Below are 25945 nucleotides of genomic sequence, written 5' to 3' on the forward strand. Positions count from 1 at the left end.
TTTTAAGTCTAAGGGAAGATAAGTAACATTATCTTTAATAAAATTAAGCTAATCAATATGAAATCACTTGTAACCTATTTGTTTATTTTCTTTTCAGTAGCCTGTTTTGCTCAAAAAGATTTTTATGGGAAAGCAGTTTACCAATCTAAAACTTCGTTCGACTTAGAGCAGTGGAATAACCGCGAAATGTCTGAACAACAAAAGAAGAGAATTATGGAGCGTATGAAGAATATGCTAGAGAAAAAATATGTTCTTCAGTTTAACAAAAGCGCATCAATTTATAAAGAAGAAGAAAAATTAGAAGCTCCAGGAAGAGGAGGCGGATTCAGATTTGGAGGTTTTTCAGCTGAATTACAATACAAAAGCATTACGGATAAAAAGTTCTTAGAAGAACGTGAGTTTTTTGGAAAGAAGTTTTTAATTGAAGATACTTCTGAAATGCCACAATGGGAAATGACTGGAGAAACTAAACAAATAGGAAACTATGTTTGTTATAAGGCAACAATGTTAAAGAAGACTGATGAATTCGATTGGCAAAATATGCGAAGAAGAGGAAGAGGTCGCGGTAGAAATCGAGATGGTGGTAAAGAAGAAAAAAAGAAAGATACTGCCAACGTTAAGAAAGTTACTGAAGATATTGAAATGCCAAAGGAAGTTCTTGTTACAGCATGGTATACACCTCAAATTCCGGTAAGTAATGGTCCAGGAGAATACTGGGGGTTACCAGGTCTTATTTTAGAAATAAATTCAGGAAAGACAACTATTTTATGTACACAAATTGTACTTAATCCTAAAGAAAGAATTGAAATCGAAGCTCCAACTAAAGGCGATAAAGTTTCCAGAGACGAATACAATAAAATTGTAAAGAAAAAAATGGAAGAAATGCGTGATATGTGGAGAGGAAGAAGAGGACGAAATTCTAGACGTTAGATAACCAAAAATTTTATAATGAAACAAATATTACTATTGGCGATTATTTTAATCGCTAGCCATACTAGTGCCCAAATTAAACTATCCGGAGTGGTAAAAGATGATAGTGGAAACAAGTTAGAAATGGCTAATATGATTGCTATTAATCAGCAAACTAAAAAAATAGATTCTTATGGATTTACCGATGCTTTTGGTAATTATAAGTTGAATCTGAATAAAAATGCCAACTATATAATCAAGGCGAGTTATGTAGGAATGAAAACAGGAGAAATTCTAATTTCTACAAAAGAAACGGATATTAAAAAAGACATTGTTTTAACTTTTGATAACACGTTAGATGAAGTTGAAATTGTTTCAAAAATGCCTGTAACGGTAAAAGGAGATACGATTGTTTATAATGCAGATTCGTTTAAAAGCGGAACCGAAAAAAAATTAGGTGATGTTTTGAAGAAACTTCCTGGAGTAGAGGTGAATGATGAAGGGGAAATTCAAGTTGAAGGAAAAACGGTTAGTAAAGTAATGGTTGAAGGTAAAGATTTTTTCGATGGTGATTCTAAATTGGCAACAAAGAATATTCCAGCTAATGCGATTGATAAGGTTCAAGTATTAAAAAATCACAGTGAAGTACGTCAAATGAGCAGTGTAACTGATAATGAAGATAATATTGTAATCAATTTAAAGCTTAAAGAAGGAAAGAAAAACTTTTGGTTTGGAGAGGTTTCAGCAGGTATAGGAATGGCTACTGATGATACACGATATATTGTTCATCCGAAACTCTTCTATTACAGTCCAAAGTATAGTTTAAATCTAATTACCGATTTTAATAACATTGGTGAAGTTCCGTTTACTCGACGTGATTACTTTAAGTTCACTGGAGGTTTCCGAGGCGGTGGAGGAAGAGGTACGGGGTTTAATGTGGCTTCTTCAGATATTGGTTTTTTAACTTTAAGAAATAATAGAGCCAAAGAAATTGAATCTCGTTTTGGAGCATTAAATTTTAGTTATTCTCCAAAGAAGAATTGGGATTTAAGCGGATTTGCAATTTATTCAGGATCTGATACTGATTTAGAGGAAAATACAGTGCGAAATTATTTGAATCCAGATGAGAATAATCCACAATCGATAGCAACAGAAACAACACAGAGTATTACCAAACAGCAAAGTGACTTAGGTTTAATTAAATTGAGCTCAAGTTACAAAGCCAATGCAGATAATCAGTTTGACTATGATGTTTTTGCTAAAATTTCTGATCAGAGTGAAACCCAATTATTAACCTCTAATCGTACAACAATTGACGGAACATTTACATCAATACCAATTAATCAATTAACTAGTCAGAATCCGTATTCTATTAATCAAAATTTGAATTATTACTATACGTTAAACGATAATAACATTTTCGCGTTTGAAGCTCAACATTTATGGCAAAATGAAGATCCGTTTTACAATGCGCAATTGGCTCAATTATCTTTCTTTAATCAGTTAGGATTAACAAATCAATCGTTATTTGATGTATCACAAAACAAACGAGTAAAAACTAATAAACTAGATGCGAAATTGGATTACTTCTATGTAATCAATTCTAAAAGTAATTTGAATCTTACGTTAGGTACAACAGTTAGTAATCAACAGTTCAATTCCGATGTATTCCAGGTGTTAGATAATGGGGATCAAACAAACATTAATAATCCAAATGCAATTAATGATGTAGAATATACTTTTGATGATTACTATGCTGGATTACATTACAAGTTTATTACAGGAATCTTTACTTTTAATCAAGGTGTAACGGCACACAAATATGCTGCTGTAAATACACAATTAGGAAGTGTTTTTGATAATAGTTTTACTAAGATTCTACCAGATGCTTCTATAAAGGTAGCCTTAAAAAAATCTGAAACGTTACGATTAAACTATAGTCAGCAAGTTAGTTTTACGGATATTAATAGAGTAGCGGAAAGTTTTGTATTTAATAATTACAACCGTTTGTATAGTGGTAATAGAGAATTGGAAAGTTCACTATCACACAATGTAAATTTAAGTTACTTTAGTTTTAATATGTTTAATTACACAAACGTTTTTGCAAGTGTAAATTATAGTAAACTTATTGATGCTGTTAAAGGAGCGACAGTATTTAGTGGAGTAGATCAAGTTTCTAGTTCAATTAACTCTGCTTTTCCTGATGAAACAATTTCTGCTAATGCTAATTTCCAAAAGAGTTATAGAAAATTTAAAGTTACCTTAGGAGGGAATTTAGCCTATTCGGTATCAAATAACTTATTCTTTTCTGGACAAACAGGACAGAATGAAAATAGAGAGTCAAACTCTTTAACACAATCATATAGAACAAGGTTTAGTACAAACTTTAGAGAATTTCCAAATTTTGATGTAGGTTATAATGTAAGTATTAATAAATATGATCAAGGAGGAATTGTAAACACATTTACAACGCACAGTCCTTTCATTAATTTCGATACATTTATCACAGATGATTTAGTTTTCAATACAAGTTATACTTATAATAACTTCAGAAACCAATCGACAACATTAAATGATTACAGCTTTTGGGATGCGGATTTAACGTATCAAAAAGGAGATAGTAAATGGGAATACAAAATTAAAGCGACAAACTTATTAAATACAAAGTCGTTGAACCAAGATGATTCGAATACTATTTTTAATAGTTCTTCAGTTTACATCGTTCAGCCTCGTTTTGTAACATTTAATATTACGTATAATTTATAATTTTTTAGAATTAATCAAAAAAGAGGCGAGCTATGTAGCTCGCCTCTTTTTATTATATCATTCAAGAAGTATATTATTACTTTACAATTAGTTTTTTAGTAGTTCGTTTATTTCCATTTTGAACTTGTAATAAGTATAGTCCAGCGTTAATGCCTTCAAGATTTAGTTCTTCTGAGAATGTGCTTTGAGTATTTTTAAATTCTTTTTCTTCAACTAATCTTCCTCTAATATCAAATAATCTAATTCCTACGCTTTCTGTATTAATAACTTCAAAAGTTATATTGAAATTACCATTTGAAGGATTAGGATAAACATTAAAATTAGTAAAATCGAAATCGCCTACAGAAGCTGTATTGTCAATAATATTAAGAGTATAATCTTCTGTTTCTCCCCATTCGGAAGAATGATCTGAGTCACAAGCACCATCTGTAAGAATGAAGTTTGTTCCATCAAAATATTGAACAACTACTCGCATCCTAGTATTACCGAGAACGGCATTATCCGGAACAGAAATGTTAGCCGTTTTTGTTTCTATAGCACCAGAAATGCTACCCAAATCATATCGTTCATTTTCAATGTCAAAATTAAAATCCTGATTCCAATCTATAAAAACATAACAGTGATCTTGGAATCCATCAGGGTCGAACGTAACGCTTATCGGATAGCTATTCCCGATAGTTATATCTGTTGTTTGAGTAGTATAATCAATATATCCATCTACGGTATCATTTCCAGTTGTGTTATCAATAGTATTAAATGTTACGTTTGTAATATGATCGCCACCACCAGCATCATCAGAGAATGTAGATTCGCAATAAGAAGGATTTTCCGTAGTGAAATTAAAAGTACTCGTATAATTTCCAATACCACAGGTGTTCTTTCCTCTTACTCTCCAGTAGTATTTGGTAGAACCATTTAAAGGAGGAGTTACCGAATAGGAATTAGTTGTCGAATTCGCATTAAGAACTATATCGTTAAACGAATTGTCTGTAGCAATTTCAATATCATAAGATTCCGCTTCGGAAATATTTCCCCAGGTTAAATTAGGAGCTATACTAACTCCTTGTGAATTGTTAATCGGGGCGGCTAAATTAAAAGTAGAGAAAAAACCATCAGAAATTTCTAAATCAGCAGATACAGATTGATTAACAGAATTGGAGGTTGCATTTATCGTTATGCTATAGTTGTTAGGAGAAACACCATCTAAATTGGATACTACCATTTTTATTTGACTATCGCTAGTAACTGAAGAAGGAGTAAAAGAAACTGTTGCTCCGGTTGGTGCATTTTGTGCTGTTAATGTAACACTTTCATTAAAGCCATTTACAAAATCTATATTTAAATCGTACTCCAATGAAGCATTTCCTGCATTACAAGCTAGTTGATTTGAGGTTGAATTACTTAGTACAAAAGTAGGAGAGGAAGACACAATAGAAAAGTTAGCTTCGTTTAAGTTGTAAAATATATTATCCAAGCCTTCTATCATTATTCTTGCTGAACCCGTCGCATAATTCGGAACAATAATGTCGTGTGTTCCATCATTAGGAGTACTATTGGTTAGAATTATAGGAAAAGATAGACCTCCATCAGTAGAAAGAGAAATTCTAACATTTTCACAGTTTATAGGTACTTGATTTGTTTGAGAAACATTCCATGTAATCGTTTGTGTACTCCCAACATTCCAAATTGTTGAAGTGTTTTGAGAAGTTACTACAAATGGATCCGCATCCGTGACGTTTATTTTAAGATCATCTCTATCTATAGCACCACCATCAATATTATTATCTCTGACTAGTAATGAAAAATTCAATTCCCTTGCTACACTCGGAATAACTTCCCAAGTAGAAGAAGTTGCTCCAGATGCTACAATATCTAATTTAGGAAGATACCTTTCCGAAGAAGAAGAAGGTGAAAAAGATCTAAATAAAGCTCCTCCAATACTTACAGCCTCAGGAGGCGCGGGAGCTAATTCAATATCTATCTGTTCCCAGATATAAGTTAAGCTACCATTACTATCAGAATCACTAGCATTTCCTCTTAAAATTAAAGGAGTGCCTTTAGGTACACTTACATCAGGGCCGGCATTGGCAACGGGCGCATTATTTCCAGTAGAAGAAAGTGTAGCACATGGAGAGGAACGAACTAAATTCCACATTCGATTAATACTTACCGCATGGAAATGATCATCACTATTACTTTGAACATCAACTGGACAAATTCCGGCATAACCCATTATGGTAGATCCACTACCTGGTTCAACTGCAGTTGCATTCCAACGCTGTCCACCACAAGAATTGTTAAATGTATGAGTAGCTCCAAATTGATGACCAATTTCATGAGCAACAAAATCTACATTAAAAGGTTCACCTTTAGGTAAACTTGTACCTGTAACACCACTTCCTTTAGAATTGGTTAAACAAACAGAACCTAGTATAGCGGTTCCGCCACCACCTGTGCTAAAAACATGGCCAATATCGTAATTATCATTTCCTATGATATTATCGCATTTAGATTGACTTTCAGAAAGTAATGAGCTTGAACTATTATTTGTAAATCCATCAGTACTTGAATCTAAATTTATTAATGGATTTTCCCCATTAACTAGTATGATATTCATTCTAATAGAAACATCTCTTTCAAATAAACCATTTACTCTTGTCATGGTAGTATTCATGGCAGATAAAACTGCTGCTTTTTGTTGAATTTCAGTTCCACTATTTACGCCTTGATCGTTAATATGAAATTGAGCATACTCACCAGTACAGTTTAGAGCTAGTCTAAAGGTTCTAAGAAATCCATCATTTGGAGTTTTATTTTGAAGTGAGCGTTTGATTAATTCTTTACCCATTTGATTTTCAACTGAGCAAGAAAAAGAGTTCTGTTTGCCTTTATAATTTTCTCTATTGTAAGCGATATAGGTGTTTCTATCCTTCGTATACGGATCCACATATAACGTGGCATGGTTTCCTGAGAAAATAGTAATGTGAATACCATCTGTTCCAATAGAAATTTTTCCTGTTTCTGTTTTATCTTGAATACCTTCAATTGAATATGATTTTATAAATCCGTAATTCTCATTCAAGGGTTCGCTGAAGTAAGAAATTTCTTTAATTCTATATTCAATCAGTTGATTTGAATCATTTGGTAATTTGATTTTTGAGAATTCACTTTTTGAGATGTTTGTAAGTTCTTTTGTAAACTTTTTGATATCGAGATGATATAGAGCATAATCATCAGGAAAAACATTACGATTAATGAGATTTTTCCGACCTATACGTTTCTGATAGTCGACCTTTTTCCAAGAATCTTGAGCATTAGTTTGGAAAGTGCATAGAAAAAACACTAACACTAGAGTAATTCTTTTCATGTGGGGGAGTTTTAATCTGCAATTCTGTTCGGTTAGTTAAAGATGTATCTTAGAAATACAAATAAAGAAGAACTAATTGGAGGTTTAAGTTATTAAATTGGAACGGAAAAAGCAAGAAATGAGGTAGTTATTTAATTCTTGTATTATTATGGTGCTATTAAATTGAATAAAAAAAAGCGAATCATTCGATTCGCTTTTAAAGTATATTCTGATATAATAATATTATTTTATTACTAGTTTTTTCGTGATTTTTTCACCTCCGTTATAAACTTGCAATAGATATAAACCTGAATTGATATTCTCAAAATTTAATTCTTCAGAAAAGGTATTTGAAGTGTTTTTAAATTCCGATGTTTCGACTAATCGTCCTCTAATATCAAATAATTTTATAATTACGTTTTCTGTATTCAAAACATCAAAAGTAATCTTGAAATTTCCATTTGAAGGATTTGGATAAAGATTAAAATTAGTGAAGCTAAAATCATCCACTGAGGCAGTTGGATTATTAACTATGGTAAAATTATTAATATTTACATTATAAAAAATATTACCAACTGCTTCAACCATAATTCTAGCTGTTGTAGTAGGAATATTTGGAATAGTTACTACCTGTGATCCATCATTTGGTGTACTTTCTATTAATACTGTAGGAAACGTTAAACCACCATCAGTTGATAATTTGATTCTAACATTTTGGCAATTAATAGGAGCTTGATCAGTTGTTGATTTGTTCCATGTTATAGTTTGTGAAGTTTCTCCGGTCCAACTTACATTTGAGTTAGGAGTAGTCACCGTAAAAGGATTATCATTGGTAACTGTAATTTTTATGTTATCTCTATCACTTGCACCACCTCCTGAATTGTTATCACGAACCAATAAGGTAAAATTCATTTCTCTGGCTACTGCCGGAATTACTTCCCATGTTGAAAAAGTTGAACCTCCGATTACAGTAGCTAATTTTGGAAGATACCTATCTGGTGATGATGTAGAAGAAAAAGACCTAAATAATGGTCCTCCCGTAGCACCTGAAACTGGTGGGGTGTCAGCCACTATTTCATTGTCAATTTGCTCCCAATTGTATGTAAGACTAGACGTTCCATCGGTATCTGTAGCGCTTCCTCTTAAAACTAAAGGAGTTCCTTTAGGAACAGTTACATCAGAACCAGCATTGGCAACTGGAGCTGCATTGCCTGTAGCTGATGTTGTACCGCAAAATGTTCCTTGAATTCGATTCCACATACTTGTAACACTAATAGCATGAAAATGATCATCACTATTATTTTGAACATTAGGTTCACAAATTCCGGCATATGCCATAATGGTAGAACCACTTCCGGGTTCAACAGCGTCATTATTTGATCTTTGACCACCACAAGCATTATTGTAGGTATGAGGAGCTCCAAACTGATGTCCTATTTCATGAGCAACATAATCTACATCAAAGAAATCACCTTTTGGAGAGTTAGTTCCTGTAACACCTCTTCCTTTAGAATTAATACTACAAACTCCACCCAAAATTGCAACACCTCCGCCACCGGTACTAAATACATGCCCGATGTCATAATTGGCGTTACCAATAATTGCATCACATTTTGTTTGACTTTCGGAAAGAAGAGAACCTGGACTATCATTTGTAAATCCATCGGTAGCTGCATCTAAGTTGATTAAAGGGTTTTCACCACTGACTAAAATAATATTCATTCGTACAGATAGATCTCGTTCAAATAAACCATTTACTCTTGCCATTGTTGTATTCATAGCTGATAAAACGGCTGCTTTTTGAACAGTTTCAGAAGATCCTCCAACTCCTTGATCATTAATATGGAATTGTGCATACTCACCAGTACAATTCAGTGCGAATCTATACGTTCTTAAAAATCCATCGTTTGGAGTTTTATAAACTGTATTATTTTCAAGTTGTTTCTTCATAGAACTATCATCAAACAAACACCTGAAGTCATTATTGGTGTTTTCTATGTTTGATCTGTCATATGACATGTAGTATGCATTATCTTTTGAATATGGTTCAACATAAAAAGTTGGATGATTCCCAGAGTAAACAGAAATATGCACACCATTAGTACCAATAGTTATTTTACCAGTTTCGGTTTTGTCTTTTGTGCCTTGAATGGAGTAAGATTTAATAAAACCATACTTAGGGTGTAATGGTTCAGTAAAGTTAGAAGATTCCACTACAGAATATTCTTCTAAACTACCTTGATATGTTGGCAGTTTAATTAATTTTTGAGAACCTTTTGCATTCGCAATTAGTTCATTTTTAAAGTTTTCTACGTTTAAACTGTAGATTGAAAATTGTTTGGGTTCTACATTTCTTGACGCTTTTTGACCACGATATACAAAGTTTTCGGAATCCATTTTTTTCCACGAACTTTGTGCGTTAGTTAGGGCTGCGCAAAAAAGCACTAATACAAGTGTAATTCTGTTCATCGGGATTAATTTTAATTAACATTAGTTTTAAACTTGTTATAAAGGAATAACTTTTGGGGTAACAAGTTGAATATCAAAAATATGAATAAAAACGTCTATTTAATCGAATTATTTCAAAAAGATTATAAATCTACATGGGATTACCAAGCAGATTTATTACAAGGAATTATTGATGTAAAGATTAAAAATAGGAGAGAAGAGTTAGCTATTCCTACTGATAATTACTTTTTGTTTGTAGAACATCCTCATGTATATACGCTAGGAAAAAGTGGAGATATGAGCAATTTATTATTATCTGAAAAGCAACTTGAAAATAAAGGAATCGCTTTTTATAAGATCAATAGAGGAGGAGATATAACGTATCACGGTCAGGGACAAATTGTAGGATATCCAATTTTAGATTTGGAAAATTTCTTCACTGACATTCATAAATACCTACGTTTTTTAGAAGAAGTTATTATAAAGGTAATTGCTGAATACGGATTAAAAGGAGAGAGAAGTGAAGGAGAAACAGGTGTTTGGTTAGATGTTGGAACTCCATTTGCGAGAAAAATATGTGCAATGGGAATACGAACCAGTCGTTGGGTAACCATGCATGGTTTTGCGTTAAATGTAAATACAGATTTAGGATACTTTGATCACATTATACCTTGTGGAATTAAAGGAAAAGCTGTTACTTCTATGGAGGCCGAATTAGGTAGAAAACTAGATGTTGAAGAGGTAAAAACGAAAATATTAAAACACTTCAAAGAGTTATTTGAAGTAAATGAATTCATAAAAAAAGCGAGCTTATAGCTCGCTTTTTATTTTTTACAGATAATTCTCAGAATTACTTTCTAGCTTTAATATCAAAAGAGAACTCAATGATATCGTTAATCGCTTTATCTTTTAAGTTGTCGAAGAATTTTCCTGATTTATATTGAACTCCAAAATCAGTTCTATCAACTCCAAATGTTTCACTTTTTAAAGTTACATCGTTTCCTTCTTCAGTTAACGTTGCAGGAATAGTAATACTTTTAGTTACATCCTTAATTGTTAAGTTACCAGTAATGTGTAATTTACCTTCTTTAACTTCTGAACTAGCTATAACAAATTTAGCAGAAGGGAATTTTGCTACATCGAAGAAGTCAGCAGCTTTTAAGTGTCCTTCTAAACCAGCTTTCTTTTCTCCTTCTAAATCAGCACAATTAATAGTGTTCATATCTAAAGTGAATTCACCTGCTTTTACGGTTCCATTTTCAACATTAAAAACTCCTTTTTCAATAGAAACAGTTCCATTATGACCTTCTCCAACTGGGTGAGCTCCTTTCCAAGTTACTGTTGATTCAGCTACATTTACATTGAATGAGCTAATTGGATTTGTAACTTTTTCTTCTACCTTCACTTCCTCTTTAGTTTCTACTTTTTTCTCTCCTTTACAAGAAGTTAATGCGATAGCAACAACTGCTAGTGATAAAATTAGTTTTTTCATTTTTTATATAGATTAAATTAATATAATTTATTTTCCATGGCAAATATATTCATTATCTGCCATCTACAAAATTATTTCTTGTCTTTTGTATCTATTATTATCGTTACTGGTCCATCATTCAATAATTCTACTTTCATATCAGCTCCAAATTCACCAGTTTGAACTTTTTTCTCAATAACCGTTTCGAAGGACGAAACAAATTGTTCATATAAAGGGATCGCAACATCAGGTTTAGCAGCAAGAATATAACTTGGTCTGTTTCCTTTCTTTGTTGATGCATGAAGGGTAAATTGACTGACTATAATTGCGTCTCCATTTACATCTAGTAACGACTTATTCATGACATTATTTTCGTCATTAAATATTCTAAGATTGGGAATTTTTTTAGTTAACCATTCAATATCTTCTTTGGTATCTTCATTCACTATTCCAACTAAAATTAACAGTCCAGAACTTATTGAAGCTACTTTTTTATTTTCAATTGTAACGCTAGCCTTAGTTACTCTTTGAATTACCGCTCTCATGTTAAATTATTTTCCAGATAAAATATCGGTTCTGTAGTTTTCTTCTTCTCCTTCTAAAATTTGCAAATAACTTTTATAGCGAGACCAAGCTATTTCTTCATTTTCTAAAGCTTCCTTAACAGCACAATGTGGTTCGTTAATATGAATACAATTATTAAACTTACATTCATGTTTTAAAGCGAAAAATTCTGGGAAGTAGTCTCCCAATTCATCTTTATCCATATCAACTACACCAAAACCTTTTATTCCTGGTGTATCAATAATTTGAGCGTCAAAACTTAGTTCAAACATTTCTGCAAAAGTTGTGGTATGCTGGCCTTGTTTGTGTTGTTTGGTAATTTCCTTTGTTCTTAAATTTAAGGAAGGTTCAATACAATTTAATAATGTAGTTTTTCCTACACCAGAATGACCAGAAAACATACTTGTTTTTCCTGTCATCATCTCTTTAATGACATCGACATTAGTTCCATCTGTTGCAGATACTTCAATGCATTTATAACCAATAGGTTCGTAAATATCTTTTAAGTATAAAATTTCTGCTTTTTGCTCAATTTCATACGTGTCAATCTTATTAAAAACAAGAACAACGTCAATTGAATAGGCTTCAGCAGTAACTAAAAATCGATCTATAAAAGTGGTGAATGTAGGCGGATTATCGATCGTTACTAATAGAAAAACCTGATCGATATTAGATGCAATAATATGTGTTTGCTTGGACAGATTTACTGATTTTCGGACAATGTAGTTTTTGCGATCAAAAATTTTGGTAATAATTCCAGTTTCTTCATCACTTTTCTTATCAATATCAAATTCAACTTTATCTCCAACGGCAATCGGATTGGTACTTTTAATACCTTTTATTCGGAATTTTCCTTTTATTCTGCACTTTAAAAACTGACCTTCTTCAGTCTTTACCCAATACCAACTTCCTGTAGATTTATAAACCGTACCTGTCATATAACAAAGATGAGAATAAAAATTGAATCTCTTAGCTAAGATTAATGCATTAAGTCTTTTATTTTTTGAGGAACTGTTCCTCTTTCACCTAAGCGAATTATACCAAAAATAACATTCGCAATTAGCCCAGGATTACTTATTAAAGAAGCTATTTCAGCTACTTTTTTATCTCTTTCTTGAATTACTTTATCTAAATCAGATGGAGAAGTATTAGCCAAATGAACAGCAAAATTCCATGCACCATCACGAGCAATTTCCATACTGAAATCAACTAGGAAATTATCTACCTTTCTAGTGAATTTTAAAATCTTTCTTAAAAATGGCCAAATCGTTGCTAAGTCATTTTCTACATCAGTAACTAATGAGGACAGAATTTCGTTGATTTTATCAAAATCATTTTTCAAATTTTCGATTGGTTGTCCTTCTGAAACTTGAGCTGCGGCAATTCCTAAATCAAGATTAATATGAGCATTCATTCCAATTAGCAAATGCTGTAATACAATTGGCCAGAATTTTTTAGATAACATAAAAGCTTTTAACCATGAAGAGGTTACTGTTTTATTCTGGGAAAAATCGTAGTAAGCATCTATATATCTTTTTGCAAAAATAATATCTAGCTTTTCCATTCTAGGTCCATCCTCAAAAAAACCATTTTGAATTCCTTCTTTTACTTTAATGGTTACTTTTTGATATAACGCAGCAAAATAACCTAGCGGACTTTTTTCTTGAATTGAAGTATCAATAATGTCTTGCAGTACAGCAATAACGTCATCAATGTTATGAATTGGTTTCATTTAAATAGGAAGTTTGGTTATGGAAATGTACATAAAAAAAAGCGCAAATACTGCGCTTTTTTATAATTATGAATTGATAATTTTCTTCTGGTGATTGATACTTTCCTGATGAATTGCTTTAAATATTCTGAGTACAAATTCTTCACTTAAATTATTTTCTTCACCTTCTAGAATCATTTTGCCTAGAATTTCGTTCCAACGTTTTGTTTGAAGAATTGCAACGTTCTTATCTTTCTTTAAAGCACCAATTTGGTCAGAAATTTTCATACGTTTTCCTAACATTTCAATTAACTGATGATCTACAACGTCAATTTGAGTTCTTAGCGTATTTAAAGCATTGCTATAATCAGCTTCTGTATCAGTTTCTTTTCTGATTTTTAAATCCACCATCATCTGGATTAATGTATCAGGTGTGATTTGCTGTTTCGCATCACTCCAAGCGTTATCTGGATCGTAGTGAGTTTCTACCATTAAACCGTCAAAGTTTAAATCTAAAGCAGTCTGACAGATGTCAAAAATGATATCTCTTCGACCAGCAATATGAGAAGGATCACAGATTAATGGTAAGTCTGGGAAACGATTCTGTAATTCAATAGGAATTTGCCAATTCGGGTTATTTCTATATCTCGTTTTTTCATACGTAGAAAACCCTCTGTGAATAACTCCTAACTTTTTGATATTTGCAGAGTATAAACGCTCAATAGCCCCTAACCATAAAGCTAAATCCGGGTTTACTGGGTTTTTAACTAAAACAATCTTATCAGTTCCTTCTAAAGCATCTGCAATTTCTTGAACAATAAATGGACTTACCGTTGTTCTTGCTCCAATCCATAAAATATCAATGTCGTGCTCTAAAGCTAACTTTACATGATCTTTATTAGCAACTTCTGTAGAAGTTAACATTCCAGTTTCTTTCTTGGCTCTTTGTAACCATTTTAACCCAAGTGCACCAACACCTTCAAAATTTCCAGGTCTTGTTCTTGGTTTCCAAATTCCCGCTCTTAATACTGTTGCATCAGTATCTTTCAATTCATGAGCAATTTTTAATACTTGCTCTTCCGTTTCTGCACTACAAGGTCCTGCAATTACTAATGGATGACTTAATTTGAAATCATCTAACCACGTTCTTAATTTTTTGGTATTTTCCATTTTTTTGTCTTTTTAAGGAAGCTTTACTTCTTGAATTCCGTTTAAAATTTGTTTAATATGATTGGTGTTTTCCATTTCAGAGTAGATCTCTGAAAAATTATCTTGTTCTAATAGTGTTTTAAAGTTTTGTAAATTTTGAATGTATTCATCTAGGGTTTCTATAACATTATTCTTATTCTGCTCAAATATTGGTGTCCACATGGCTGGTGAACTTTTTGCTAAACGTACGGTAGAAGCAAATCCACTGCCTGCCATATCGAAAATATCACGTTCGTTTTTCTCTTTTTCAATAACTGTTTTACCTAACATAAAAGAGCTGATGTGCGATAAATGTGATACGTAAGCAATATGTTTATCATGAGATTTAGGATCCATGTATCGTATACGCATTCCTAATTTTGAGAAAATTTCTAAGGCTTTTTCCTGCAATTTGAAAGCAGTTTTTTCTACTTCACAAATTATATTGGTTTTTCCTCGGTATAAATCTGTTAACGCAGCTTGCGGACCTGAAAATTCCGTTCCTGCAATTGGATGTGTTGCCAAGAAGTTTCTTCTTTTTGGATGATCAGCTATAGCATCACAAACCAATTCTTTTGTTGACCCTACATCTAAAACCAAACAGTTGTCTGGAATATGGTTTAATACCTCTGGGATAACGTGTAACGAAACATCCACAGGAATAGAAACAATTACAATATCCGCTATTACTAAATCTTCATTTGTAGCTTTTTGATCAATAATCTGTAAAGACAAAGCTTCTTCTAAATGATCTTCATTTCTGTCTATTCCATAAATGACAGCATTGTCAAATTCTTTTCGAATATCTAGCGCTAAACTTCCGCCAATTAAACCTACACCAACTATAAATACATTCATACTACACTAAATTATCTATCCTTTGAATTGCTGTTTTTATATCTTCTTCCTTTACGCATAAAGAAAATCTTATATATCCTTCACCTTGACTTCCGAAAATACTTCCAGGTGCAACAAATAAATTGTACTTGTGAAGGAGGTTGTCAATAAAATCTTCTGATTTTTGGTTAGACGGAATTTTTGTCCAAACAAACATTCCTGAACCATCTTTTTTACAAGTAAGGCCTAATTTTTCTACAAGTTCATGAATTAGTGCTCTTCTGGTCTCATAAATTGAGTTAATGCTACTAAACCATTCTTTAGAAAGTTGTAAAGCAGCAATAGCTCCTTTTTGAATTCCATAAAACATTCCAGAATCCATCTGAGTTTTTACTTTTAAGATTTCATTTAAGAATTCTTGTTTTCCGGATAACATTCCGACTCTCCAACCTGCCATGTTGAAAGATTTACTCAGAGAGTTTAATTCTAATGCGATCTCTTTTGCTCCTTCAACTTGTAAAATACTCGTAGGTTTTTCATTTAATATAAAACTATACGGATTATCATTTACAACAACAATGTTATGCTTTTTAGCAAACTCAATAATATTTCTGAAGGTATTTTCAGAAGCATTTGTTCCTGTTGGCATATGTGGGTAATTAATCCACATTAGTTTCACGTTACTTAAATCCTCTTGCTCTAAAGCTTCAAAATTTGGTTGATAGTTATGCTCTTCAACTAAATCATAATATATCGGATTTGCACCTACAAGTTTCGTAACTGAACTGTATGTTGGATAACCTGGATTAGGAATTAGAACACTGTCACCTTCATTTAAAATGGCTAATGAAATATGCATAATTCCTTCCTTACTACCCATTAAAGGAAGTATTTCGGTATTAGCATCAAGAGAAACATTGTAGTTCGATTTATAAAAAGAACTTACAGCTGCTCTAAACTCAGGAATTCCTTGGTAGCTTTGGTATTTATGAGCTCCAGCTTCACTCATACTTTCAGTAATTGCTGTAATTACTTCGGTTGGTGGAGCTAAATCTGGGCTACCAATTCCCATGTTAATGATTGGTTTTCCTGCAGCAACTAATCCTCTAACTTCTCTTAACTTTTTTGAGAAGTAGTATTCTTCAACGGTTTGTAAACGGTTTGCAAATTCTATCATGATCTTCCGTTTTTGTATTCTCCTAATATTTTAAAATCTGTAGCCATAATTTCTATAATAGCTTTAGCCTTTTTGTAATCTTCATATGCATCAAAAGTCACGTCTACGAAAAAGGCATATTTCCAAGGTGTTTCGATTTTTGGTAATGACTGAATTTTAGTCAGATTCAATTTGCAATCGCTCATTACATTTAAAATAGCGGCTAAACTTCCTCTTTTGTGATCTAACTCAAATTTTAATGAGGCTTTATTTATCGAATCTATTCCGTTTTCTGGTTGAGAAGTTTGAAGAATAACAAAGCGAGTAGCATTGTTTTTTATCGTTTGAATTTCATCTTCTATTACTTCAAGCTCGAAAATATCAGCTGCAATTTTAGGTGCAATTGCAGCAACACCTGATAATTTTTTTTCAGAAATTCGTTTTGCAATCTCAGCCGTATCAACATCTTCTACCAACTTTATGTGTTTGTGTTGCTTAAAGAATTCTTTACACTGTAATAAGGCCATTGGATGCGAGCAAACTTCTTTTATCTCTGAGATATCCTGGTTTGGTAATGCCATTAAATGATGATGAATCGGTAAGTAATATTCTCCAGAAATGTGAAGATTATTCTTGTCAATTAAAGCGTAATTAGGAATAATAGAACCAGCAATTGTATTTTCAATTGCCATAATTGCTTGGTCTGATTCATTATTTACTAAACTATCAACAAGCACATCAAACGATAAACATTCTTTTAGTGAAATGTTGTTATCGAAAAATTGAGTTGCAACAATATGGTGGTTGCTTCCTTCTATTCCTTGAATGGCTATTTTCTTCATTTTAGATCAAAAAAAAAGCCTCGATGTAATCGAGACTTTATATTTATATTGTTTTATTAGCTACCTAAACACATAACACAAAGTCTCTCCTCTTACTATAAAAGTAAAAGTAAAAATAGAAACCTTGCCATACGTTTTGTAACATAACTTATTCGTTGTTATTTTGTTGGTAACAAATCTTGAAAATTAATTTCAGTTAACCAAATTTTTTTTTCGATTTTTTTACGGTATCGATTTCGTAAAGTGTTTTTAACTGGTTTTTATTCAGAATACAGAAGTTTTCGATATAATTAATTCAGATTATCTAGTATTTCTTTACGTTCTTTTTTCTTGAATTTCATTCCTTTTTCGTCCATGAATTGTAAAGTGGATTTTGCTAAATCTTTTTGATCTAATAAAATACTTGTAATCGATAAATACCAAAGTGTTTCTTCTGAATAATCGAAATTTATTGATGATAATTCTTTTAATAGAGGTAGAGCTTCATTTTTTTTATCCATGTTCAATAGAGACATGGCTTTGTAAAATTTAATTTCAGGAGTTTTATTTTCTATTAATAAGGAGTCAAATTTTTGAATGGCTAACTCATAGTTTTGCTGTTCATAAGCACTAAAGGCTTTCTGCAAATCATTTTCTGACGCTCCTCTGGTAATCGGGTAATATACGTTAGGATATTCTTCAAAATAAGAGTCATAATTTGTTCCAGAATAGAATAAGAAATAATAACCAGTAATAAATACTGTTATTGCAGCAGCAATTTTTAAGAAGATATTTTTACCGTTGTTTTTACTTTCTAAATTTTTGATCAAATCACTTACTTCATTGTCTTCGATAATTTGAAAAGCAGCGTTTAGGTTTTCATGTTCTTTTAGAAGTACTTTGAATTCGTCATTTGTATTGGCAAGATTATCAAATAACATTTGTTCTTCGTTATTTAATTTATTGCTGTGGTATTTCTGTATTAAATCTTGATAATTATTCATTTCTCACTAACTCTTTTAGTTTTTTCATACATCTTGATTTATGACTACTTATGGTATTAGCATCTTTATAATCTGTAAGTTTTAGAATTTCTTCTATATCCAAGTTTCGATAATAGAACAATCTTAAAAGCGTTCTACAAGACTTAGATATTTTTTCTAAAGCTTTACTCAAGGCAAGTTGCTCTACAGTTGGTTCATTATCTTCAACTGTAACACTTTCGTAACCATCTTCCTCCTGATCTTTTACCAAGACTACTTTTTTTGCTTTTTTGAAATGATTGTAAATTTTATTTTTTCCAATCCCAAATAAATAGGTTTTAAGAGAGCTCTTTTCTAGAACTAATTTATTTCTCGTAAAACTTTTATTGAAAGCAATAATAGTATCATGATATATGTCTAAAGCATCCTCTTCCGATATTTTATAAGTAAAAGCATACTTTAAAAAATCCGCTCTATAGCTCACATATACTTGTTTTAAAGAATCTTTATTTCCGTTTCGTAATTCTTCTTGTATTGCTATGTCATCAAGCGGTTTACTCATTAGTCTTTTTGAGTTTAAAAATATTAACAGAAAAAATTTTTTTTCTCAAAATGTTAAGATTTGAAATAATTGAAAAACTAATATATGAATATAAAAACGAAACTATTGAATAACATTTAAATGTAGAGATATGAACACGAAAACATTACTTTTTCTTTTGTTATTACCATTTGCTCTTTTAGGGCAACAAACATATGTGCCCGATGATGCCTTTGAACAATTTTTAATCAATGAAGGATATGATGATGTCCTAGATGATTATGTTTTGACGGATAATATTAAGGATGTTTCTTTTTTACCAATGAATAATTTGGGAATTCAGGATTTAACTGGACTTGAAGATTTTACAAATTTAAATACTGTAAGGGTTTTAGGAAATCCCATTCAGTCTATTGATTTAACTGCAAACACAGAGCTTCAGTATATAACATTAGGACACCAATCTTTAACCTCTTTAAACATCGATGGTTTAATGAAGTTAATAAGGATTACATTGCAAGATTCTTCTTTAACTACTCTAGATGTTTCTAATAATACAAGTATAGAAATATTGGGTTTAAAAGATAATTCAGAGTTGGTTAATTTAAATATTACGAATGCAACCAATCTAGAGTCTATTAGTTTAAATAATAGTGATAAACTCGAAACTGTTGATACTTCTTCAAATACTGGTCTTACTGATTTTTACGTGTACTATTGTGATAAAATCGACAACCTAAATTTTGCTAATAATACGACTATAGATAGTATAATACTTTTTGAATTGAATAGTATTTCTAATGTGTCGATTAAGAATGGGCTTAACAATTTTTACTTAGAGAGTTTATCAAATCCCAATTTGACTTGTATTGAAGTTTCCGATGCAGATTATGTAAATGAAAATTGGTCTAGAACGAAAATTACAGGAGCATTACGATTTGATGAACATTTGGAGTTTAAGAATAACTGTAACGAACCATTTTCTGGAGAAACAGTTACTATTCCTGATACTGATTTTGAAAGTTTTTTAGAATCAATTAATGTAGGAAACGGAATTGTTGGAGATTCTAAAGTGTCAGCTGAGCTTGTTGCAGAATTAACTGAACTAGACGTAAGCTACCAGAATATTACTGATTTATCTGGTATCGAATTTTTCACTTCACTAACTTCTTTAAATTGTTCTTATAACGATATTACATCATTATCGATAATTGAAAACTCACAACTTAGAGTTCTTAATTGTAGTGGAAATCAACTAACAGAATTAAATACATTATCCAATACATTACTTGAAGAAATTATCTGTGAAGTTAATAGTATTGAATATTTAAATTTAGTTAACAATACTAAGTTAACTAGGCTGGTTGCAAATGATAACGATCTTTTAGGAATATCGTTACGAAATGGAAATAATAACCAAATTTCTAATGAGAACTTTTCTGCATTTGCCAATTCAAATTTAACATGTATCGAAGTTGATGATGTAAATTATAGTAATATGACTTGGGCGCAAATTGATATGCAAACGTCTTACAGTGAAAGTTGTACTCCCGTAAATGATGAATGTTCTTTTACAGTTCCAATTACATTAGGTCAAGATACTCCTGGGAATACAATCAGTGCTTCTGGAGCAGCTACAAATCCAAATTGTGCTGAAAGCGGAGTTGTAGTTTATGATGTATGGTATTCTTTTATTGCTCCAGCATCTGGTAGTATGAATATAACAATCAGCGCAGGTTCATTAGTTTCTAAAATTGCCTTATATGAGTCTTGTACGGATAGTACTCCTTTGAATTGTGATGAAGGTAATTTATCTGCAACAGGTTTAACTGCGGGTCAAGAATATTATTTACAAGTTTGGTTAGAACTTTCATCTTCATCTAGAGCAAGAAACGGATCAGGAAGTTTTGTAATTAACGCTCAAGATGCAACTGTATTATCTGTTGATGAATTAACTAAATCAACTGAAGTTTTGGTGTATCCAAATCCAACTACAGATCAGGTATTTGTTAAAAATAGTTCAGTTATAAAAAGTGCGGTTTTATATGATGTAAACGGAAAATCGCATTACAGTGAAAAGAACTTAAACGAATCAAATCTTCAAATTTCCTTACAATCATTACCAACAGGAATATACTTCTTAAAGCTAGAAGATGAGTTTAAAAATAGCATTCATAAAAAAATTATAAAACAATAAGTATGAAAACAGTATTAATAACAATTGCGTTTCTTTTTTCATTCCATTTAGCCATTGGTCAACAAATGGTATATGATACAAAATCCTTCGGTAATTGTGAGGCGATAGAAGCTAATGTAAGTCCACAGAAATTCTCCTTATATATTGCCGAAAAGGAGTTGAGAGAAGGACATGGCGGGAAGTATGAATTATCTGGAGGAGATGTTACTGTTGCAGATAATGTAAATCGTCCAAAAAATCTTGTTTTTTTAATGGAAGTAAGCTTTAAAAACGGATTGAAATTTCCTATTGAAGAGAAAGATAGCGTATATATCAATCTAAGTAATTTGAAGAAAGGATATGACGATGATATGAATATGAGAAAGCAAATTGAAAGCAAAGATTTTAAGCGCATTGAAAACGAGAAACAAGATCTTGAAACTAAAAAGAAAAGTGTACAAGATCAAGTTAAAGAACTAACTAAAAAGTTTCAAGAAGGAAAGATTTCACCAGATGAATTTGGAAAAAAAATAAAAGAATTAAGTGATCCTTTATTGAAGCAAGTTGAGAATAGTTATTCCGGAAATGTCGCTTTTATTGAACCAGAAGAAAAAACAACCTATAGTATTGATTTTGTTGATACCTATGAACAAATTGAAGGAAGAGCATTTTCAGGAATTCTACATATTAAGCGATTTAATAAGAATGAATTTGTGGCTAGTTTTAAAGGAGTTCAAATGGTGGAATGCTTAGAAAAAAGAGCTGCAACTTCAAGAGAAGAAGAGAAGAAGTGCAAGGAGAATAGGTCAAATCTAATGAAAGAGTTTTATGTGTTAAGAGAAGGAGATGTTAAAGGGAATATTAATGTGAAATTGAAAAAATTCAACGATTACAGATAACATAAACTAAAGAAAATGAAAACATTTAAAATAACAATTTTAGTACTGAGTTTAACCATTTTGAGCTCATGTTTTGGAGACAAAAAATCAATAATAGGATCTGATTTAGGAGATACTTCCTTTGTGAATAAGAACTTTAAAGGAAATGCCATAAATTTTGCTGATGTGGAGGATGTTTGTGCTTTATTGAATCCAGAGAAAGTCGCAGGTTTATATAATGTTCCGGCATCTTATATAACAACTGTTGGAAAAGGAAAGTTTGTGCAGAATGATCAAGTGAAAACATGCATGGTTCGTGTAAAACTAGACGATACAGATTGGAATTTTTTAACCGGAATGGTAACACTTTTTAAAGAAGTGAAAGCTAGTGAGGATCAAGGTGGGATTTCTGAAGCTGTTGGTCAAGGAGAGAATTGGGAAGAAGCATGGTCTTTAAAAAAATCAATGTCTAAAACAGGAAAATGGATTCCAAATGTGGGAAAAGCTGCGTTGTATACATCTGCAAAAAGAAAATTAGAAATAAAGTTTGAAGGGTATTCTTTAGAGATTGTAGCTCCTGGAGCTCCTTTTAATAAAGAAGAAAAAGCTAAGAATAGAGATTTTGAAAAGATCACCTTAGCTATGGCAAAAGATTTAGGATTTTTAAAATAATTGTATATGAGAAGTGATGGAAATATATTGATTGTTTTATTAGTTTTTTTGATCTCAATTCAATTAAAGGCACAAGAAATTAATGGAGGTTTATTACTAAATAACAACAAAGAAATAATGCTAAGTCTAGAATCCAAATCGGCAGTAGACTTATTTAAGCAATTTAAAGTGAATACTTATAAAATCGGATTCAATTTTAAAGCAGATGGATTAAAGAAGAATGAGGAAGGAGAGTTTGTTGTGTTTTTCGACTTTATGACTGTGGTGAAGAAAGACGGAAGAACTATAAGAAAAGTGAGAAGACATATTCCAATGCCTTATTTTCCTGGAGAAATGTTTTTACCTGCAGAAGCCTTTGATTTTATAGGTGTACTATCAGTAACATCATGGGATGATATGGAGAAAAGGACATTTGTTCCTCAACAAAAATCAGGGATTTTGAAATCAGGAAAATATGAAGTTCAATTGAGTGCAATACCTAGAGATGTGAAAGGTAAAATTGATCCAGTAACCTTTGGTTTTGTTGTGAAATAATTTGCAAGGAATTATTCGTAGAGAAGATTTAGAATATCGAAAAGAAATCGAAAATAAGTTAATTGTTTGTATTTGAGTTAAAAGCAGCTTTTTTGATAAGCTGCTTTTTGTATTTTTAGGAAGTTGTTCGTGAATTATAAAATTTTGAATTTGAAAACTTTACATCTCTTACTTGTATTACTAGTTGGTTTTTCAAAAAGTATCAATGCTTTTGAACAGAAACAGGAAGCTAAAGATACCATTGTGAATTATGCTAGGATGCTGCATAAGAAATCTGCTAATACGGAATTGATAACTTACAGTGATAAAGTTTTAAAATCTGTGAAAATTCAATCGTCAGAAGATAGTTTGATGATTGCGAAACTATATTACTATACATCAAAAGCAAACTATGAGTTAGGAGAATATTTAGCAAGTATTAAAAGTTCAAATAATGGAATTCGATATACTACAAATTCTAATGAAGGAATAGAATATAAAGGGCGATTATATGCAGATAGAGCTTGGCCCGAAAGCAAATTATTTCAATCTAAAAAATCAATAGAAAGTTTAAAAAAAGGAATTGATTTCTTAGCAAATCTTTCAACAATTAGTGATGCTGCTTTAGATTATACTGTAAATAGTTATGTGTTGTTATCTAGTGAGTTAGCTTATTTTGGGGATTTAAAGGAAGCACAATATTATTTGCGTTTAGCAGAAAAGTTATACTTAAAAAATAAAGAAGCACTCGATAAAATTAAAGTTGATGGAAATGGTAATTATCATCGATATGAAATAGTGTTACTATACAGAAAAGTTTATCTCTTGTACAAACTTGGGAAAACGAAAAAGGATAGTATAGAACTCGTAAATACTATTGAGAAATTAGAGATTGAAAAAAACTCGAAAAAATTCAATGTTAATGAACGAGTTTATTATTCCACAGCTTTAAATCATATTGGAGATTGGTATTTAAGTCATAAAGAAGATTCTTTGATCACTAAAGAAGATGTGAAAGCTGGAACTTATTATGTTGATAAATCACTCGATTTGATTTTGAATCAAAACTACCCAGGTAGTTATTTTGTTTTCAAGTTTAATAAATGTAAAGCGTTAACTAAAGGAGAAAAACTAAAAGAAGCAGATGATTTAATTACTCATTTATTAGATTCACTTCCTAAAACAAGTGGAATTAGGCCATTCTTTCTTGCTCAAAAAGGATTAATAAAAGCGAAGCAAAACTTAAAAGAGGAAGCTTTAAATACCTTTCAAAAAGTAATTGAAAAAGTGCATTCAGGAAAAGATAGTTTACTTCCAGACTATAGTAATTTTAAACCTACTGCGGTTTTTACACATTCAAGATTACTAAGAAGAGTAGCAGAGAAAATAGAATTGTATTTCGGTGATGATCCTAATTTAAAAAGAAAGATTGCAAGACTCTATTATCTAGCTTTTGTTCAGTTTGAAAACAGTTATGGAAAAGGAAAGTTTAATAAGGAGGAAAACACAATGTTACGGAAGATTTTATTAGGCTTTTTAAAGTCCAATAAAAAAGAGATAATGACTAAAAATGTTACGATAGAAAATGTTATGAGTCGTGTTGAAAGTATTGTTAATAAACGGGCGTGGCAAGAGTTCAATCAAAATAGATATACAAATTCACTCACCAAATTAGATTCAGTTACAAGAAGAGAATTAGACTTAAAAACAGCCTTGGTTATTGCAAAAAAAGGAGACAAAACACAGCAATTAGATTCAGTGCAAGACTTAATAAAAAAGCATAATGATTATGTAGGAAAGGCATTTCCTAATTTACAATTACTAAAAGATAAAAAGTTTAATATTCTTGAATTGCAGAAGAAGCTTTCCAAAAGTGAATTAGTTTTAAAGTATTTAATTCTCGAAAATTATTTGGTCATTGTTTCAATAACAAGTTCGTCTGTAAAATGGCAATTGAAAAATTGGACTCAAAAAGAACGAGATGTCTTAGAGCAAGTGGTAACAGATAATTTGAATCAAAATTATAATGAAGAGGTCGTAGGCCTTTTGAGTGAACATTTACTTCCCGATATCAGTTCAAGTAAAGAAAAGTTAATCATAAATCCAGATGGTGAATTATATAAACTTCCTTTTGAAATTTTAAGAAAAAACAATTCTTATCTCATTGAAAAGTATAACATCAGTTATACTTCTAATTTAGGATTTATTAAAACTAATTCCTATTCAGATAAAGAAAAGCAAGAAGTTTACGTGTACGCACCAACATACGAATCTGAAGAAAAGAGATTATTAGCAACTAGAGCTGGTTTTTCGGCTTTGGATGGAGCCAAAAAGGAAGCTGAAATGGTCTCAAGTTTGTTCTCATCAAAAACCTATTTAGGAGATGAAGTAACCAAAGATGTTTTTTTAGAATCTTCGCCAAAAGCATCGATGCTACATTTGGCAATGCATGCTGAAATGAATGCAGAAGAACCAGGCTTAAGTAGGTTAGTTTTCGATGAAAAAGGAAACTACTCAAATAATGTATATTTAGAAGAACTGTATGCGTTAAATCTAAAAGCAGATTTAGCTGTTTTAAGCGCATGTAATACTGGTTTAGGTAAAGAGAATGCAGGAAGGAGTTTAGAGTCTTTTGAGAGAGCATTTACGTTTGCAGGAGTTTCTTCAACCGTTGCCAGCTTGTGGGAAGTGCCAGATGTGGCTACTAGTGAAATAATGAAAAGTTTTTATCAAGAACTTAAAAAGGGAATTTCCAAATCAAAAGCCTTACAAAGAGCGAAAGAGAGTTACATCCTAAAAAATAAAGAAACAAAACTGTCAAACCCTTATTACTGGGCAGGTTTTGTGGTTTATGGAGATGATGCTCCAGTGATGGAAAGTTCATCTCAATGGATGATTTGGTTGGTTTTAGTCTTGTTACTTGGAAGTGTTTTTGCGTTAAAGAGAAACCGAAATTAATTGAATT

At 31.5% G+C, this 25945-nt stretch carries 20 protein-coding genes; 8 read left to right on the plus strand and 12 right to left on the minus strand.

Annotation, left to right across the window (positions count from 1 at the left end; genetic code table 11):
• Window positions 1-57 precede the first annotated feature (57 nt).
• Window positions 58-930 carry a GLPGLI family protein gene (locus ABNT61_RS14490; protein ID WP_348710125.1) on the plus strand — a complete coding sequence of 291 codons (873 nt, stop codon included), beginning with the start codon at window positions 58-60 and terminating at the stop codon, window positions 928-930.
• An 18-nt stretch (window positions 931-948) separates the two neighbouring features.
• Window positions 949-3675 (plus strand): TonB-dependent receptor, encoded by a 2727-nt coding sequence (locus tag ABNT61_RS14495; RefSeq protein ID WP_348743723.1) that lies wholly within the window; start codon window positions 949-951, stop codon window positions 3673-3675.
• 76 nt (window positions 3676-3751) lie between these two features.
• Here the strand turns inward: ABNT61_RS14495 and ABNT61_RS14500 are convergent, their stop codons facing one another.
• Together ABNT61_RS14500 and ABNT61_RS14505 are read right to left on the minus strand one after the other, a co-directional pair.
• Entirely contained in the window at window positions 3752-7042 is a 3291-nt protein-coding gene (locus tag ABNT61_RS14500) for a reprolysin-like metallopeptidase (RefSeq protein WP_348743724.1), read from the minus strand.
• 222 nt (window positions 7043-7264) lie between these two features.
• On the minus strand, window positions 7265-9490 hold the full coding sequence (locus tag ABNT61_RS14505) for a reprolysin-like metallopeptidase (protein ID WP_348743725.1): 2226 nt from the start codon (window positions 9488-9490) through the stop codon (window positions 7265-7267).
• A gap of 81 nt (window positions 9491-9571) precedes the next feature.
• Between ABNT61_RS14505 and lipB the strand changes: the two genes are divergently transcribed.
• Entirely contained in the window at window positions 9572-10285 is a 714-nt protein-coding gene (gene lipB / locus ABNT61_RS14510) for a lipoyl(octanoyl) transferase LipB (RefSeq protein ID WP_348743726.1), read from the plus strand.
• A 34-nt stretch (window positions 10286-10319) separates the two neighbouring features.
• On the opposite strand, the gene ABNT61_RS14515 is transcribed toward lipB, so the two are convergent.
• From ABNT61_RS14515 to ABNT61_RS14560, 10 genes are all read right to left on the minus strand, one after another.
• Window positions 10320-10961, minus strand: a complete 642-nt coding sequence (locus ABNT61_RS14515; RefSeq protein ID WP_348743727.1) for a YceI family protein — start codon at window positions 10959-10961, stop codon at window positions 10320-10322.
• A gap of 71 nt (window positions 10962-11032) precedes the next feature.
• Window positions 11033-11485: a D-aminoacyl-tRNA deacylase gene (dtd, locus tag ABNT61_RS14520; protein ID WP_348743728.1), complete on the minus strand. Its 453-nt coding sequence runs from the start codon at window positions 11483-11485 to the stop codon at window positions 11033-11035.
• 6 nt (window positions 11486-11491) lie between these two features.
• Complete coding sequence (gene rsgA, locus ABNT61_RS14525; RefSeq protein WP_348722952.1) at window positions 11492-12442, minus strand: ribosome small subunit-dependent GTPase A; 951 nt, start codon at window positions 12440-12442, stop codon at window positions 11492-11494.
• A 41-nt stretch (window positions 12443-12483) separates the two neighbouring features.
• Window positions 12484-13236: a DUF5995 family protein gene (locus tag ABNT61_RS14530; RefSeq protein WP_348743729.1), complete on the minus strand. Its 753-nt coding sequence runs from the start codon at window positions 13234-13236 to the stop codon at window positions 12484-12486.
• 66 nt (window positions 13237-13302) lie between these two features.
• Entirely contained in the window at window positions 13303-14385 is a 1083-nt protein-coding gene (locus tag ABNT61_RS14535; RefSeq protein ID WP_348710114.1) for a bifunctional 3-deoxy-7-phosphoheptulonate synthase/chorismate mutase type II, read from the minus strand.
• A 12-nt stretch (window positions 14386-14397) separates the two neighbouring features.
• On the minus strand, window positions 14398-15261 hold the full coding sequence (locus ABNT61_RS14540) for a prephenate dehydrogenase (protein ID WP_348743730.1): 864 nt from the start codon (window positions 15259-15261) through the stop codon (window positions 14398-14400).
• A 1-nt stretch (window position 15262) separates the two neighbouring features.
• Window positions 15263-16417, minus strand: a complete 1155-nt coding sequence (locus ABNT61_RS14545) for a pyridoxal phosphate-dependent aminotransferase (protein ID WP_348743731.1) — start codon at window positions 16415-16417, stop codon at window positions 15263-15265.
• On the minus strand, window positions 16414-17238 hold the full coding sequence (locus ABNT61_RS14550) for a prephenate dehydratase (RefSeq protein ID WP_348710111.1): 825 nt from the start codon (window positions 17236-17238) through the stop codon (window positions 16414-16416). The genes ABNT61_RS14545 and ABNT61_RS14550 overlap by 4 nt, the downstream gene beginning before the upstream one ends.
• 290 nt (window positions 17239-17528) lie before the next feature.
• Window positions 17529-18221 carry a hypothetical protein gene (locus ABNT61_RS14555; protein ID WP_348743732.1) on the minus strand — a complete coding sequence of 231 codons (693 nt, stop codon included), beginning with the start codon at window positions 18219-18221 and terminating at the stop codon, window positions 17529-17531.
• Window positions 18214-18762 (minus strand): sigma-70 family RNA polymerase sigma factor, encoded by a 549-nt coding sequence (locus ABNT61_RS14560; protein WP_348743733.1) that lies wholly within the window; start codon window positions 18760-18762, stop codon window positions 18214-18216. Before ABNT61_RS14560 ends, ABNT61_RS14555 begins: the two co-directional genes overlap by 8 nt.
• A 130-nt stretch (window positions 18763-18892) precedes the next feature.
• Here ABNT61_RS14560 and ABNT61_RS14565 point away from each other — a divergent pair, with 130 nt between their 5' ends.
• From ABNT61_RS14565 to ABNT61_RS14585, 5 genes are all read left to right on the plus strand, one after another.
• On the plus strand, window positions 18893-20938 hold the full coding sequence (locus ABNT61_RS14565) for a T9SS type A sorting domain-containing protein (RefSeq protein WP_348743734.1): 2046 nt from the start codon (window positions 18893-18895) through the stop codon (window positions 20936-20938).
• 2 nt (window positions 20939-20940) lie between these two features.
• Window positions 20941-21816 carry a hypothetical protein gene (locus tag ABNT61_RS14570; RefSeq protein ID WP_348743735.1) on the plus strand — a complete coding sequence of 292 codons (876 nt, stop codon included), beginning with the start codon at window positions 20941-20943 and terminating at the stop codon, window positions 21814-21816.
• A 15-nt stretch (window positions 21817-21831) separates the two neighbouring features.
• Window positions 21832-22467 (plus strand): hypothetical protein, encoded by a 636-nt coding sequence (locus ABNT61_RS14575; protein WP_348743736.1) that lies wholly within the window; start codon window positions 21832-21834, stop codon window positions 22465-22467.
• A gap of 6 nt (window positions 22468-22473) precedes the next feature.
• Complete coding sequence (locus tag ABNT61_RS14580) at window positions 22474-23001, plus strand: hypothetical protein (RefSeq protein ID WP_348743737.1); 528 nt, start codon at window positions 22474-22476, stop codon at window positions 22999-23001.
• Window positions 23002-23151: 150 nt separating this feature from the next.
• Window positions 23152-25938, plus strand: coding sequence for a CHAT domain-containing protein (locus ABNT61_RS14585; protein ID WP_348743738.1), 2787 nt, complete (start codon window positions 23152-23154; stop codon window positions 25936-25938).
• The last annotated feature ends 7 nt before the right edge of the window (window positions 25939-25945 follow it).

This window comes from Tenacibaculum sp. 190524A05c, from assembly GCF_964036595.1.
GTDB classification, from domain to species: domain Bacteria; phylum Bacteroidota; class Bacteroidia; order Flavobacteriales; family Flavobacteriaceae; genus Polaribacter; species Polaribacter platacis.